Annotated in this window: 15 protein-coding genes and 1 pseudogene; 6 read left to right on the top strand and 10 right to left on the bottom strand. The window is 59.4% G+C overall.

Features of this window, described 5'->3' with window-relative positions; genetic code table 11:
* Both AC6EI9_RS05550 and AC6EI9_RS05545 read right to left on the bottom strand, forming a co-directional pair.
* Positions 1–735, bottom strand: a complete 735-nt coding sequence (locus AC6EI9_RS05550) for an RNA methyltransferase (RefSeq protein WP_498469518.1) — start codon at positions 733–735, stop codon at positions 1–3.
* Between the two features lie 7 nt (positions 736–742).
* Positions 743–1129 (bottom strand): c-type cytochrome, encoded by a 387-nt coding sequence (locus tag AC6EI9_RS05545; protein WP_498469517.1) that lies wholly within the window; start codon positions 1127–1129, stop codon positions 743–745.
* A 56-nt stretch (positions 1130–1185) separates the two neighbouring features.
* On the opposite strand from AC6EI9_RS05545, the gene petG reads away from it, so the two are divergent.
* Complete coding sequence (petG, locus tag AC6EI9_RS05540) at positions 1186–1299, top strand: cytochrome b6-f complex subunit V (protein WP_006041770.1); 114 nt, start codon at positions 1186–1188, stop codon at positions 1297–1299.
* Between the two features lie 55 nt (positions 1300–1354).
* Here petG and rsmD read toward each other — a convergent pair.
* The 5 genes and pseudogenes from rsmD to AC6EI9_RS05515 all read right to left on the bottom strand — a co-directional run.
* A pseudogene (gene rsmD / locus AC6EI9_RS05535) lies at positions 1355–1882 on the bottom strand (16S rRNA (guanine(966)-N(2))-methyltransferase RsmD); the annotation flags it as partial.
* Positions 1849–2457, bottom strand: a complete 609-nt coding sequence (gene hisH, locus AC6EI9_RS05530) for an imidazole glycerol phosphate synthase subunit HisH (RefSeq protein WP_498469928.1) — start codon at positions 2455–2457, stop codon at positions 1849–1851. The gene hisH and the pseudogene rsmD, both read right to left, overlap by 34 nt.
* Positions 2458–2540: 83 nt before the next feature.
* Positions 2541–2864: a thioredoxin gene (trxA, locus tag AC6EI9_RS05525; protein WP_066909933.1), complete on the bottom strand. Its 324-nt coding sequence runs from the start codon at positions 2862–2864 to the stop codon at positions 2541–2543.
* A 216-nt stretch (positions 2865–3080) separates the two neighbouring features.
* The gene (locus AC6EI9_RS05520; protein WP_498469516.1) at positions 3081–4244 is read right to left on the bottom strand and encodes a GuaB3 family IMP dehydrogenase-related protein; all 1164 of its coding nucleotides are present in this window, start codon (positions 4242–4244) and stop codon (positions 3081–3083) included.
* A 64-nt stretch (positions 4245–4308) separates the two neighbouring features.
* Complete coding sequence (locus AC6EI9_RS05515) at positions 4309–4929, bottom strand: CAAD domain-containing protein (RefSeq protein WP_498469515.1); 621 nt, start codon at positions 4927–4929, stop codon at positions 4309–4311.
* A gap of 139 nt (positions 4930–5068) precedes the next feature.
* Here AC6EI9_RS05515 and gyrA point away from each other — a divergent pair, with 139 nt between their 5' ends.
* Both gyrA and crtL read left to right on the top strand, forming a co-directional pair.
* A complete protein-coding gene (gene gyrA, locus AC6EI9_RS05510) occupies positions 5069–7702 on the top strand; it encodes a DNA gyrase subunit A (RefSeq protein ID WP_498469514.1) in 2634 nt (877 codons plus the stop codon).
* A 2-nt stretch (positions 7703–7704) separates the two neighbouring features.
* The gene (gene crtL / locus AC6EI9_RS05505; protein WP_498469513.1) at positions 7705–8949 is read left to right on the top strand and encodes a lycopene beta cyclase; all 1245 of its coding nucleotides are present in this window, start codon (positions 7705–7707) and stop codon (positions 8947–8949) included.
* Here crtL and AC6EI9_RS05500 read toward each other — a convergent pair.
* The gene (locus tag AC6EI9_RS05500) at positions 8939–10507 is read right to left on the bottom strand and encodes a glycoside hydrolase family 57 protein (RefSeq protein ID WP_498469512.1); all 1569 of its coding nucleotides are present in this window, start codon (positions 10505–10507) and stop codon (positions 8939–8941) included. The two genes, crtL and AC6EI9_RS05500, sit on opposite strands and share 11 nt — an antisense overlap.
* Positions 10508–10636: 129 nt before the next feature.
* On the opposite strand from AC6EI9_RS05500, the gene AC6EI9_RS05495 reads away from it, so the two are divergent.
* Positions 10637–12259, top strand: coding sequence for a 2-isopropylmalate synthase (locus AC6EI9_RS05495; protein WP_498469511.1), 1623 nt, complete (start codon positions 10637–10639; stop codon positions 12257–12259).
* A 4-nt stretch (positions 12260–12263) separates the two neighbouring features.
* Positions 12264–13124, top strand: coding sequence for a carbohydrate ABC transporter permease (locus tag AC6EI9_RS05490; RefSeq protein ID WP_498469510.1), 861 nt, complete (start codon positions 12264–12266; stop codon positions 13122–13124).
* Here AC6EI9_RS05490 and AC6EI9_RS05485 read toward each other — a convergent pair.
* Both AC6EI9_RS05485 and AC6EI9_RS05480 read right to left on the bottom strand, forming a co-directional pair.
* Positions 13114–13551, bottom strand: coding sequence for a signal protein (locus tag AC6EI9_RS05485; protein WP_498469509.1), 438 nt, complete (start codon positions 13549–13551; stop codon positions 13114–13116). The two genes, AC6EI9_RS05490 and AC6EI9_RS05485, sit on opposite strands and share 11 nt — an antisense overlap.
* A gap of 16 nt (positions 13552–13567) precedes the next feature.
* Positions 13568–14044: a hypothetical protein gene (locus tag AC6EI9_RS05480; RefSeq protein WP_498469508.1), complete on the bottom strand. Its 477-nt coding sequence runs from the start codon at positions 14042–14044 to the stop codon at positions 13568–13570.
* A 21-nt stretch (positions 14045–14065) separates the two neighbouring features.
* Between AC6EI9_RS05480 and AC6EI9_RS05475 the strand changes: the two genes are divergently transcribed.
* Entirely contained in the window at positions 14066–14365 is a 300-nt protein-coding gene (locus tag AC6EI9_RS05475; RefSeq protein ID WP_498469507.1) for a Nif11-like leader peptide family natural product precursor, read from the top strand.
* Positions 14366–14395 lie beyond the last annotated feature (30 nt).

Below are 14395 nucleotides of genomic sequence, written 5' to 3'. Positions count from 1 at the left end.
TTACGGGCGGTGGCAACGAATCGCCCAACGAAGTTGTCGGACCATGCCACGCAGCATCGCCAATTCCTCCGGACGCACCACGGATCGTTGCAGCAGCCCTTTGACCTTGGCCATGCGTGCCCTGGCAGTGTGTTCCAGAAGGAAACCCGCCTCCAAAAGCAGATCTTCCGCATCGTTGAGGCAGTCGATCAGCTGGGTTGGTGCGGCTGTTTCCGCGTCCTGAAGCGCTGCTTTCAGCGGCTCTGAGGATCCTCGGCGAACTCGCTCAAGCTCATGCAGCATCACGGCAACCGCATGGGACAAATTCAGCGACGGATAGGCTTCCGCGGAGTGAAGCCTTACAACGCGTTGACTGAGCAGCAGCTCTTCGTTGCTGAGTCCGCGGTCCTCTCTGCCGAAGACCAGTGCGACTTGCGCAGCTGATTCAAGACCCTGTTGCACCCAGGGCATGACCTGTTCGGGAGCCTGAACAGGAATCTCTCCATGCTCGATCCGTCCGCAGCTGGCCACGACGCGCTGACAATCCGCCAAGGCTTCAGGAAGAGTTGGGAAGCGGCGTGCACGGTTCAGTACCTGTCCACCATGCACAGCCATGCGTTGTGCATCCGGGTCAGCGGGATCACAACGTGGAGCGACAAGCCTTAATTCCTCGACCCCGAAATTCGCGCACAGACGAGCCACGCTTCCAATGTTGAGCGGACCGGCCGGCTCCACCAACACCACGGCAAGGCTCACGACGGCATCAGTTCAGGGTGTGCAGGTAGCTCAGCAGGTCGGCCATTCCTTCCGGTTCAATCTCAAAGCGCGGCATTGGTGGGGTTTCTCCGCTCACGATCTGGTGGATGAGCGAGCGGTCCGGCCGTCGTTCGCTCACGGCCTGAAGGGTTGGACCCACCAGTCCCTGACCTGCAACGCCATGACAGCCAGCGCAGTTGATACGGAACAGCTGCGCACCATGTTGCACATCGCCATTCAGCGCCAGGGTCGCCTTGCTGTAGGGATCCAGGCGGGTGCTGAGATAAAACCATGCCGCTAGGGCCATGGCTGTGATCACAGCCATGGCGATCAACGCCGTCACCCAACCACGGCGTCGTTCCGACGTTGCAGCAGTTGATGACGGTGTCGTCACAGTTGCGTCATGTGCATGGAACAATTGTGGTCAATCCTTCCACTCGGCGCGACGCCATGATCGAACCTCTGCTTTGCGGCATCGTTCTTGGTCTGATTCCGGTCACACTTCTCGGGTTGTTTGTCGCAGCTTGGAATCAGTATCGCCGCGGCAGTGCTCTTGGCGGCTGAGAATCAGCAGGCTGCTGGTTCCGTAATGACGTCTGTTGACTTCTCTCCAGCCTGAGGGAATCTCGAAGACTTCTTTTGTGGCGTACTCACAGACCACAAGGCCCCGTGGTCTGACCCAATCTCCGCACTCGAGCATGTCGAGGACTGGTTGATAGAGCCCTGAGTCATAGGGCGGATCGAAATAAACGATTGAGAATCTGCGTTCGCTGTCAGGGCGGCCTTCCTTGAGCCAGCTCAGCAGATTTCTCTTGATCACGTGCACCGTTGCATCACAGGCATCGATGGAGGCCACCAGTTCGAGATTCTCCCGACAGATCGCTGCAGTGCGCGCATCCTTTTCCACCGCAACCACGTGGGATGCCCCGTGCATCAGCGCCTCACAGCCCATCACTCCACTGCCGCTGCAGAGGTCTAGCCAGTGGCAGCCTCTGATCTCGGCACTCAACATGTTCATCACTGCTTCACGCACGCGTGAGGTGGTCGGCCGAGTTCCCTGACCTTGAGGGCTACGCAGTCGACGCCCACCAATCAAGCGCAGCTGCCCACCTTTCACTGGGGCAGCTGCGCGCCGGACTTCAGCCATCCGATCCATTGCTTCAGCAACTGAGAACCGGCTTTCGCCGATTTCTCAGGGTGAAACTGGCAGGCTCCAGTGCGGTGTTTCCAGACCATCGCCGTGGCTTCCCCCTGCCCGAAGGTCACGGTGGCCGCCAGATCAGACGTCTGGCTGGGGACCGCTGCATAGGAGTGCACGAAATAGACCCAGGGTTGTGCGTTGCTTTCTGGAAGCAGTGGGCAGGACTGTTGAGGTTTGAGCTGGCCCCAGCCCATGTGGGGAATTCTTTCGCCCTGTTGATCCGGGAGGCGTTGAACGCCGCCCTTGAAGAGTCCCAAACCTTCGGCGTTGCCCTCATCGCTGCGTTCGAACAGCAGCTGCAGGCCAAGGCAAATCCCGAGTAAGGGACGTTTGCTGTTGTGCCAGCTGCGCAGAGGCTGCACGAGCCCGGAGGAATGAAGCTTGTCCATTGCCGGATCAAAAGCTCCGACTCCCGGCAGAATCAGCGCATCACAAGACTCAAGGTCCTGTGGTTGTCGTACCTGGGCCAAAGATTGGCCCAATCGATCGAAACTGGTCTGAACGGAATGGAGATTTCCCATCCCGTAGTCGATCAAGCCGATCTTCTGGAACGGCTTGGATGAGCCCTCTGGGGAATGGTCAGCTGACAGGGTCAGTGGAGGCCTCAGAGGTACTTGGCAATCGTGCCAGAGAGAGTTGCCTTGGGAACGGCTCCAACCACGGTGTCGACTTTCTGACCGCCCTTGAACACCATCAGAGTCGGAATGCTGCGAATGCCGAACTGGCTGGCCACGTTGGGATTTTCATCGGTGTTGAGCTTGAACACCTTGATCTTGCCTTCGAACTCCTTGGCGATTTCATCAACAATGGGCGCCACCATGCGACAGGGGCCACACCAGGGGGCCCAGAAATCGACCAGCACGGGGACGTCGCTCTGAAGGACGTCCTGCTCGAAGGAGGCGTCGGTGACAGCGGCAGCGCTGGACATTCAGGATCGGTCGAATTGGGCGAAATTTAGCAACCGTTTCTGAGGTTGCTGCTCAATCAACCAGCTGTTCGCCTGAACTGTGATGGATGACCGAAAGACAGAAAGCCCGAACGCGTCGGGCCAGGGGGTGTGAGGAGTGTGTGAGCCGAGGCTCGCACGTGGTGATTTTACCCACGCCTCAGTGGCGTTTCTCCTGTCTCAGTGCGAGAAAAGCGCTTATTTGCCCATGCCGAGGTGCTGGGCTTTCTGGTACACCTTGCCCTCGGTGAGCAGCGATGGTGCCACCACCACTTCGACTTGCTGCATCTCTTTGATCGTGCGGGCTCCAAGGGTTCCCATGGATGTTTTCAGGCAGCCCAGCAGGTTGTGGGTTCCGTCATCCAGCTTGGCTGGCCCACGCAGGATGCGCTCCAGGCTTCCTGTGCTGCCAACGTTGATCCGGGTGCCGCGGGGCAGTACCGGACTCGGAGTGGCCATCCCCCAGTGAAAGCCACGGCCGGGTGCTTCGTCTGCGCGGGCGATCGGTGAGCCGATCATTACGGCATCAGCTCCACAGGCGATGCATTTGCAGATGTCTCCGCCAGTCACAATGCCGCCGTCGGCGACGATGGGAACGTACCGATTGCTTTCTTTCTGGTAGTCCTCGCGGGCTGCGGCGCAGTCCGCCACCGCTGTGGCCTGTGGGATTCCAACGCCCAGAACACCTCTGGAGGTGCAGGCTGCTCCAGGGCCGATTCCCACCATCACGGCAGCTGCGCCGGCGCGCATCAGCTGAAGAGCGACGTCATAAGTCACGCAATTGCCGATGACGACGGGAACTCCCAGGTCCCGACAGAGGGCTTCAAGGTCGAGTGTCTCCTGGCCCTCAGGGCCGACGTGATTCGTCGACACCACCGTGGCCTGCACAAAAAAGAGATCGGCTCCTGCGTCGGCGATCGCTTTGCCGAAGCGCAAGGCTGCGACCGGAGTTCCGCTGACAGCGGCGATTCCACCCTGGGCCTTGATGTCCTGGATGCGCTTGCGAATCAGGGACTCCTGCACCGGCTGGCTGTAGATCTCCTGCATCAGAGGAACGAACTCGTCCTTGCCAACGGATGCGATGCGATCGAGAACGCTGTTCGGGTCTTCGTAACGGGTCTGGACTCCCTCCAGGTTGATCACACCAAGCGCTCCCAGCCTGGAGAGATTGACGGCCATACCCACATCCACGACGCCATCCATGGCGCTGGCGATGATTGGGATCTCGCGTTCGATTCCTCCGATCGACCAGCTGGTGTTGGTCACCTCCGGATCCACGGTTTTGCCGCCAGGCACCAGTGCGATCTCATCGATGCCATAGGCCCGGCGTACAACTTTCGAGCGTCCGAGCTGAATGTCCACCGCAGGAGCTAACAGAGTCGGATCAAGCTACCAATCGATGCTTCGCGCTTCGTGACGATGCGGTTCAGGACTTTGAGCTCCCGCGCAAGCTGGTCCAGAGATCGTTCACGTTGGTCGAAATCTTTTTCCGCTCTTCAGCGCGGATCAAGCGAGTTGCTGCAAACCAGACTGCATAAAAGGTGCCGACCAGTTGAAACAGTCGGGGAGCCAGTGGAATCGTGGCGATGGCGTCGAGGATTCCTCCATAGATCCTCATCGTCAAGATGACGACAATCAGCCCGCCGAGCAGAAACAGAGGCTGGCGCAGGCTCTGCCATTGATCCTGAAGGTTGTTGGCTTCAAAGAACTGCTTGATGCGGTTGGACAGCAGATCCCATTCACCGCCGCCTGCTTCAGCGCTGCTGTCTGCAGGTGCCTGGGCTGGAACGCTGATGCGTTCTGCGATCGACGGTGAGGCTGGTGGTGTGACGGGTTTTGCGGCTGGTTCTGGAGCCGCTGGTGTCTCATCAACAGTTGTCTCAGCAACTGTTGCCTTGGAGGGTGCAGAAGCAGCAGTTTTGGACTCTGCAGCAACTGGGATTGACTCCGCCTCAGCTCCTTGGTCAGTGATGTCGCCCAGAGCCGGAAGATCCGGATTGGTGGATTCGGCAGGAGCCTGCGTTTCGGAGGGCTTGTCGGACGACATCGACTTCAGTCCAAGTGGCGAGGCCAAAGCGTAAGGGCCTGATCCGTGATTGATCCCACACAGACAGCAAAAGGTGACGCATTTGGTGTCATCCGATCGCGCATCCGCGATAAAGTGACAGGCGATCTACAGGTCTTGTATGGCGGATTCAGTGGGGCCCGGCAGCGGCGGTCCCGGCGATTCCGACGATCGGATCATCCAGACGGACCTGCGCAACGAGATGTCGCGCTCGTATCTCGAATACGCGATGAGCGTGATCGTCGGCAGAGCTCTGCCTGACGCCCGCGATGGTCTCAAACCTGTCCATCGCAGGATTCTCTACGCGATGTACGAGCTGGGCCTCACCAGCGACCGTCCTTACCGCAAGTGTGCGCGTGTGGTGGGTGAAGTGCTCGGTAAATATCACCCCCACGGAGATACAGCGGTCTACGACGCACTGGTGCGGATGGCCCAGAGCTTCTCCATGTCGATGCCCCTGATCGACGGGCATGGCAACTTCGGCTCGGTGGACAATGATCCTCCAGCCGCCATGCGATACACCGAATCGCGGCTGCAGGCACTCACGACCGACTCTCTGCTCGAAGACATCGAGGCGGAGACCGTCGATTTCATTGACAACTTTGACGGTTCGCAGCAAGAACCCACGGTTCTGCCATCACGGATCCCTCAGCTCTTGCTCAATGGCTCGGCCGGAATCGCCGTGGGCATGGCGACCAACATTCCCCCCCACAACCTGGGAGAGCTGATTTCTGGTCTTCTGGCCCTGATCGAGAATTCCGAGATCGGCGACCAGGAGCTGATGGCCCTGATCCCAGGCCCGGATTTTCCAACCGGAGGCCAGATCCTGGGTCGCACCGGAATCAAGGAGACCTATCTCACTGGTCGCGGCTCGGTGACCATGCGCGGTGTGGCCGGCATCGAAACACTCGAGGTGCCCGGCCGTCCTGATCGCGATGCGGTGATCATCACCGAACTCCCTTATCAGACCAACAAAGCAGCGTTGATCGAGCGCATTGCCGAGATGGTCAATGACAAAAAGCTGGAGGGAATTTCCGATATCCGCGATGAAAGCGATCGCGACGGCATGCGCATCGTCGTGGAGCTGCGCCGCGATGCCTACCCGCAGGTGGTGCTGAACAATCTCTACAAGCTCACTCCTCTGCAGAGCAACTTCAGCGCTTACATGCTGGCGCTTGTGAATGGTGAGCCGATCCTGCTCACACTGCGCAAGATGCTCGAGGTCTTTCTCGACTTCAGGGTCGAGACGATCGAGCGCCGCACGCGTTACCTGCTGCGCAAGGCCGAGGAACGCGATCACATTCTTCTGGGTCTGCTGCTGGCCCTTGACCAGCTCGATCCGATCATCGCCCTGATCAGGGCGGCCCCCGACACCGCCACAGCTCGTCAGCAGCTGCAGGACCGTCATGGTTTGAGCGAGGTGCAGGCGGACGCGATCCTGCAAATGCAGCTGAGGCGACTCACTGCTCTTGAAGCTGACAAGATTCGCTTAGAGCATGAGGATCTTGTTGCCAAGATCGCCGACTACAAAGATATTCTCGGTCGTCGGGAGCGGGTCTTCGGTCTGATTCAGGACGAACTCCATCAGTTGAGGGATCGTCATGCCGTTCCGCGCCGTACCGAGATTCTCGACCTGGGTGGCGGCCTCGAAGATATCGATCTGATCGCGAACGAGCGGTCAGTCGTGCTGGTGACCGAAACGGGTTATCTCAAGCGGATGCCGGTGAGTGAATTTGAAGCCACCAGTCGGGGCACGCGCGGTAAGGCAGGCACCAGAAGCCAGGGTGAAGATGCGGTCAAGCTGTTCATCGGCTGCAACGACCACGACACCCTGTTGTTGTTCAGCGACCGAGGTGTGTCGTACGCCCTGCCGGCGTATCGCGTCCCTCAATGCAGCCGAACGGCCAAGGGAACACCTGTGGTGCAGTTGCTGCCCATTCCCAGGGAGGAGGCGATCACATCGCTACTGGCGGTGTCCGAGTTCAATGACGACACCGATCTGTTGATGCTGACTCAGGGCGGATTCATCAAACGAACCCGCCTGTCGGCGTTCAGCAACATCCGCTCCAATGGTCTGATCGCCATCGGTCTTGAGGATGGTGATGCGCTCACATGGGTACGGCTCTCCGTCCCCGGCGACAGTGTGCTCATCGGCTCGAAAGCCGGAATGACCATTCACTTCCGCCTCAGTGACGATGAATTGCGTCCTCTGGGCCGCACCGCCCGTGGTGTTCGCTCAATGAATCTGCGGGCAGGCGATGAACTGGTGAGCATGGATGTGCTGCCCGTGGAGCTTGCCGATCAGATCGCCGCCAGTTCCGACGACGGTGATGACGAAGGCACCCCTGCCAGTGAGGGCCCCTGGGTACTCGTAGCCTCGGCTGCGGGCCTCGGTAAGAGGGTTCCGGTGACTCAATTCCGTCTGCAGAAGCGGGCTGGAATGGGTCTGAGGGCCATGAAATTCCGCACGGATGCTGATCAGCTGGTGGGGCTGAGCGTTCTTGGAGCAGGGGAAGAGTTATTGCTGGTGAGTGAAAAAGGGGTGATCGTCCGGACCAGTGCCGATGCCATCCCTCAGCAATCACGAGCAGCCACGGGCGTTCGCCTTCAGAAGCTCGACAAGGGTGATCGCCTCCTGAAGGTGGTGCTGGTTCCCCCGGAAGCCGAGACGCATGAGCTTGATGACGCCTCAGCCGACTCTGATTCCAGTGAGGCTGTCGACGTCAACTCAGAGAGTGCACCGGCGGACAGCTGACCTTGGCTAGCTGCGTTGATGTGCTGGTGCTTGGGGGCGGTCCAGCCGCCCTCTGTCTTGCTTCCGAACTGCACCAGCGCGGAGTTGCTGTTCAGGGCCTGGCTCCCGAGCCTGTGGATGCACCATGGCCCAACACCTACGGCATCTGGGTCGATGAGTTGAAGGCCCTCGACCTTGAGCATCTGATTGAGCATCGCTGGAGCGACACGGTCAGTTACTTCGGAGCTGGTGGTTCAGAGGCCGCAGATCAACCGCTGGTTCACGGCATCGACTACGGCTTGTTCGATCGGGCTGGCCTACAGCGCTATTGGCTGAAGCGGGCCGATGGCGTGGTCTGGCATCAGGACTCCGCCGAACGGGTCGAAGCAGGAGCAGAGCACACCCTGGTGAGCTGTGTCTCCGGCGAAGTGCGCAAGGCCAGGCTTGTCATTGATGCATCCGGTGCGAGCAGTCCGCACATCCGCAGACCTGATCAGGGACCGGTTGCTGGGCAGGCCGCCTATGGCGTCGTGGGGCGTTTCTCAGAGGACCCCATCAGCCGCGGACGTTTCGTGTTGATGGATTACCGCAGCGACCATCTCAGTGAGATGCAGCGTTTGGAGCCTCCCACATTTCTCTATGCAATGGATCTCGGTGATGGGGTGTTCTTTGTTGAAGAGACCTCACTGGCCTTGGCACCGGGAGTTCCCTACGACGTTCTCCAGCAGCGACTCAAGCAACGCCTCGCGCATCGCGGGGTTCAGATCACAGAAGTCCTCCATGAGGAGTTCTGTCTGTTTCCGATGAATCTGCCGCTGCCTGATCGCAGTCAGCCAGTGCTGGCCTTCGGTGGTGCCGCGAGCATGGTGCACCCGGCATCGGGCTACATGGTGGGGTCTCTGTTGCGTCGGGGCCCTGGATTGGCTGAAGCTGTGGCGGCCCTTGTGGCTGACCCGTCGCTCGGATCAGTCGATCTTGCGCGGCGTGGCTGGCAGGCGCTCTGGCCCACGGAACTGGTGCTGCGCCATCAGCTGTATCAGTTTGGTCTGGGGCGATTGATGGGATTCAACGAACAGCTGCTGCGCCGCCACTTCGCAACCTTTTTCTCGCTGCCGCGGGAGTATTGGTTCGGGTTCCTGACCAACACCCTGCCGCTGCCACGCCTGATGGGCGTGATGCTGCGACTGTTTGCCCTGTCCCCATGGCAGCTCAGGCGAGGTCTTGTGCTGGGAGTCGCGCAGCGGCAGGCGCCACGCTTCAGGCGTTGAGGCTGCTCCAGTCAGCCGGCTGAATCAAGGGGAAGAGAGCGTCTTCCTCCTCCAGCTCTTCTAGCCATCCTTCCGGCAGCGTCTCCCGGCGCTCGATTGCGGCGATCAAGCGCCAGAAGCGTTGGAGGTGACGCTCGATCCGCTCTCGGGCCAATTCCGTTGTGGTGCCGGCCCTGAGAATGAAACTCCAGTCCGAAGACTGAGCCAACAGCAGTTCCCGTCCGGCCTGATGCAACAGACGAAGATCAAGCTCGCTGCCCACACCGCGGCTGCAGCGATCCACCATGACTCGACCTGCTCGGCTCCATTCAGGAATGATCCAGGCGTTGGTTTCGTTGAGCCAATAATCATGAAAGCCACCCCTGCCCCAGCTGGATGGACAGGGATCGCAGACCTGAAGATTCGGTTGGGCATCCAGGACGCCACGCAGACTGGTGAATCGGATGTTCTGTTCCGGGGCCTGTTTGAACAGTTCGGCCAGAAAACCCGGACCTTCAAACCACCAGTGGCCGAAGAGCTCGGCATCGAAGGGTGCCACGAGCAGAGGTTCGATGGTCATCCCGGCGCTGAGCTGATCGAGCTGCCGCCGTCGGCCCTCCAGGAAATGCTGGGCATGGTCACGGGTGCGTGCGATGGCCCGTTCGGGCTGATAGGGCTGTTTGCCATCCAGGCCACCGGCAGGATCGCTGACGCGGTGCAGTTTCAGTCCCAACGGACGCTGGGCCGGCAAACCCATGGCTTCGATCTGTTCGGGGGGTAAATCCCAACCCAGATCCCGGTGAAATTCCCGGTACCAGGGATCGCCTGGATAGCCATCCTTTGCAGACCAGACTGGAAGGGTGGCATCACTGTCGCGACCGAAGAAGGCCACTCCCTGGCGGCTCACAATCGGTGCATACACCCCATAACGCGGACGGGGTTGGGCATGCAGAAGTCCGTGGCCATCGAGGACGGCGTAGCGCAGTCCTGCATCGCGCATCCAGCGATCCAGTCCTTCGTAGTAAGCGCATTCGGGCAGCCAGATGCCAAGAGGCCTCTCTCCCAGCAATCTGTGGTGCTCTCTAACGGCAGTTCGCAACTGGGCACGCACAACCTCCGGGTGCTCTCTCAGCAGAGGTAGATACCCATGGGTCGCCCCACAGGTGAGCAGATCAAGAACGCCCCGGCGCTGGAGTTCTGAGAAGCGTGGAATCAGGTTGCCGTCACAGCGCTGCCAGGCTGCGAGGTGGCGTTGGAAGCTGCTGGTCAGATGCTCCGCTGCCGCTCGTCGGTCGTCCGGGGCATGGCGTAAAAGATTGAGTCGCGCTTGGATCCAGGCGGGAAAACGCTGTCTGAGAGTGGGATCCGCCAGTAGTGACAGCAGTGTCGGCGACAGCCCCATGGTCAGCTGTGGTGTTTGCCCAGGATCAGCAGCAGCTCTTTCGAGCGTCTCCAGCAGGGGTAGATAGCACTCGATCAGAGCCTGGAAGAACCAGTCCTCTTCAAGCGAGTGAGCTTCCGCGCCGCGGACGAACGGCAGATGGGCGTGCAGAACAAGAGCCAGTGCCCCGTTGGCCACTTTTCCGTCCCATCAATCGTGTGAATGTACCGGGATTCCGGGCGGGATCTACAAGATCGCCACTGGCTTACTCGCTTAGAGTGGACTTACCCATAGTCATTCCGACTAAATCGCGTCGAGGCTTTTGCCATGGCCCACGACCCAGGCCGCGTTTTGATCTTCGACACCACCCTCAGGGATGGTGAGCAATCCCCTGGAGCCAGTCTCAACCTTGAGGAGAAACTGGCGATCGCGCAGCAGCTGGCTCGACTGGGCGTCGATGTGATCGAGGCGGGTTTTCCCTTCGCGAGTCCTGGGGATTTCGCAGCTGTCCAGCGCATCGCCCAGCAGGTCGGTGGAGAACAGGGGCCTGTGATCTGCGGGCTGTCGCGGGCATCAAAAGGCGACATCAAGGCCTGCGCGGACGCGGTGGCTCCGGCCCCACGCAGACGAATTCATACGTTCATCGCAACGAGCGATATTCACCTTGAGCACAAGCTGCGCAAAAGTCGCAAGGAGGTGCTGGCCATCGTCCCCGACATGGTGGCTTACGCCCATTCCCTGGTCGATGACGTTGAGTTCTCCTGCGAAGACGCAGGACGCAGTGACCCTGAATTTCTTTACGAAGTCATCGAGGCAGCGATCGCTGCCGGTGCCACCACCATCAATATTCCCGACACGGTCGGCTACACCACACCGACGGAGTTCGGAGCGCTGATCGCGGGCATTGATCGCCATGTTCCCAATATCGGCGAGGCGGTGTTGTCTGTTCATGGACACAACGATCTCGGTCTCGCCGTCGCCAACTTCCTAGAGGCTGTCAAGAACGGTGCGCGACAGCTCGAATGCACGATCAACGGCATTGGTGAGCGAGCCGGTAATGCTGCTCTTGAGGAGCTGGTGATGGCGTTGCATGTGCGCCGTCGTTATTTCAATCCATTCTTTGGCCGCGATGCGGACTCGCCGACTCCACTCACCGCGGTGCGCACTGAGGAGATCACCAAAACCTCACGCCTGGTGTCCAACCTCACCGGCATGGTGGTTCAGCCCAATAAGGCGATCGTGGGCGCGAACGCTTTTGCCCATGAATCGGGGATTCACCAGGACGGTGTTCTTAAGAATCGGCTGACCTACGAAATCGTCGACGCCCGCACGGTTGGGCTCAGTGACAACCGCATTTCCCTGGGCAAGCTCAGTGGTCGCAGTGCGGTGCGCGCTCGTCTTGAAGAGCTGGGCTACGACCTCAGTCGTGAGGATCTCGATGATGCCTTCGCTCGTTTCAAGGACCTTGCCGATCGAAAGCGCGAAATCACCGACCGCGACCTTGAAGCCATTGTCAGTGAGCAGGTTCAGCAGCCGGAGGCCCGGTATCAGCTGAAGCTTGTGCAGGTGAGCTGCGGCAGCAGCCTCAGTCCCACCGCCACGGTCACCTTGGCGGACGAGGATGGCAAGGAGCAGACCATGGCATCCATCGGCACCGGTCCGGTCGATGCCGTGTGTCAAGCACTCAACGGTCTTGCCGGGGTGCCCAATGAGCTGGTGGAGTTCTCCGTAAAATCTGTGACCGAAGGCATTGATGCCATCGGTGAGGTGACCATCAGGCTGCGCCGCGATGGTGAGTTGTATTCAGGCCATTCCGCCGATACGGATGTGGTTGTGGCTGCGGCTCAGGCCTTCGTCAATGCTCTGAATCGTCTGGTGGCTGGGTCTGCACAACCGGCTCTGCATCCTCAGAGGGACACTGCAGCTTTAGCTGCCCGCCCCACCCTCTGACCCGATGCAGTCCTCCGTCACTCGAGACCCAGCTGGCAAAGCTGGGCTTCGTGCCGGGCCTTTGCTCCAGCTGTTGCTGCTGATTCTGCTGGCACTGCTGGTGCTCATACCCCTTCTGTGGTTGGTCAGCACCTCACTGAAGGGCCCTGCAGAGGATATTTTCACCAGTCCCCCAGCCCTGCTGCCCTTACAACCCAGTCTTGACGCTTATGAAAGGCTGTTTCGAGACAACCCTCTGGGGCGCTATCTCTTCAACAGCACCGTGGTCAGCTTGTTGGCTGTGGTGGCCAATCTGCTGTTCTGCTCCCTGGCTGCCTACCCCCTGGCGCGCATGCGCTTCACAGGGCGTGGATTGGTTCTGGGGTTAGTCGTTGCCACCATCCTGATCCCGTTTCAGGTGGTGATGATCCCCCTCTATCTGCTGATGGTGCAGCTGGGTTTGCGCAACACCCTGATGGCTCTCGTGATCCCTCAGGCCGCAACCGCCTTCGGCTTGTATCTGCTTCGTCAGAGCTTTCTCGGGGTTCCAGCAGAGCTGGAGGAAGCCGCCCGCATGGATGGCTGCAGCAAGCTCGGCGAGTGGTGGAACGTGATGATCCCAGCCGCGCGAGCTGATCTGATCACGCTGGCCATGTTTGTGTTCATCGGAACCTGGAGCGATTTCCTCTGGCCACTGGTGATCCTGGATGACCCTCAGCTGTTCACGCTGCCGCTGGGTCTGCAGCAGCTGGCCAGCAGTTTTTCCCTCGATTGGAGAATTGTGGCCGCAGGATCTGTGGTTTCAATCCTTCCCGTGCTGCTGTTGTTCATCCTTTTGCAGCGCTTCATTCTCCCCAGCGCCAGCGGCGATGCCGTCAAGGGCTGAGGATTGGCCATTGGGATGAGGGCAGTTGAGATGACGGCTGTTGAGATGACCTCCGTCCGGGTGGTTCTGTTCGCTCGATGTCCCGGTTGTCTTGAAGGTCGACATTCGGATTGGCTGGGAACGGGGTCTCAAGCCTGTTCCAGAGGGCCCGTTCCCGTTCACCGGATGCACGCTGCCAGCTTTCCAGATTGCTGATCTGCCTCTGCAGCGTTTGTTGTCGTGTCTGCAGGACCCCCAGCTGCTGTTCGATCAGTTCTTGGTTTCCGCCTCTGTCGCGCAGCTCGGCACGTTCGAGTCCCTCGAGCTGCTGCGCCAGATCCTCAATGGTGCGGCTCTGTTGTTGCAGGGACTGCCAGAGAACAATGAACAGCACCAGCAGGAATGGAAATCCAGCTGCGGGGATGATGATCCAGAGCCGATCACGCATTGCTCTCTGGGATGGCTCAGTTGCAGCCCTGAACGGAAATGCGGTAGCTGAATCCTGTTGAGTTGGGATCGCTGCCCGCACCGATCTTGAAGTTCACCTGGTTGACCTGTTTGCCCTGGGGAACCGTGAATGGTCCGAACTGCTTGCCTGTGCCGATTGGCGGAGTCATGGATTCCTTCACCACGCGAAGATTGCTGCCGTCAGTGAATTTCAGGAATGCTTCCACTGGATATGTGCCGCTGGCTGTGGAGTCGGCTGTGAAGAAAAGCTTGAAGCTGCTGTAGGGAGCATTGACGGCAAAGTCAGTGTTCCAGTTGGTGCGGCCGATCAGCTTTTCTCTGCTGACCCGTTTTTTAACGATGTTGCTGCTGCCATTGCCTCCGACAGGGGGGAGGAAGTTGCAACCAGCCTGTGCCGCTGATAAGCCGGCTTCAAGGCTGATCAGGCCAGCACTGAGGCCGATCAGAGCAGTCGTGAAACGTTGGGTCCTCATGGTCTTCAAAAGTCCTTCGCGATGTCTAGCAATGGTCTGGTGGAATGGAGTTGTGATCACTGCACGCTGCTGTTCATGTCTCTTCAGGATCTCGATACCCTTCTCGAGCAACGTCATCAGGAGAAGGCGCTGGCGCAGCGCCTCTCGGAGCCGGTGTCTGTTGAAACCTTGATCGAACTCGGTCGTGAGCGCGGCCTTTCAATCAGTGAAGATGATGTGATCAACGCTCAGTTAAGGGAAGATTCCGCTGCTCCATCCGCTGAGCTGCAGAGGCGTATGGCTGATGAATCACGACGCCTCAGGCATTTTATCCAGGGTTAACTGAAAATCAAATTGCTATCTTGTTTTCGT

Source organism: Synechococcus sp. MIT2312 (genome assembly GCF_059772315.1).
This window is presented reverse-complemented; position numbering and strand designations above follow the sequence as displayed.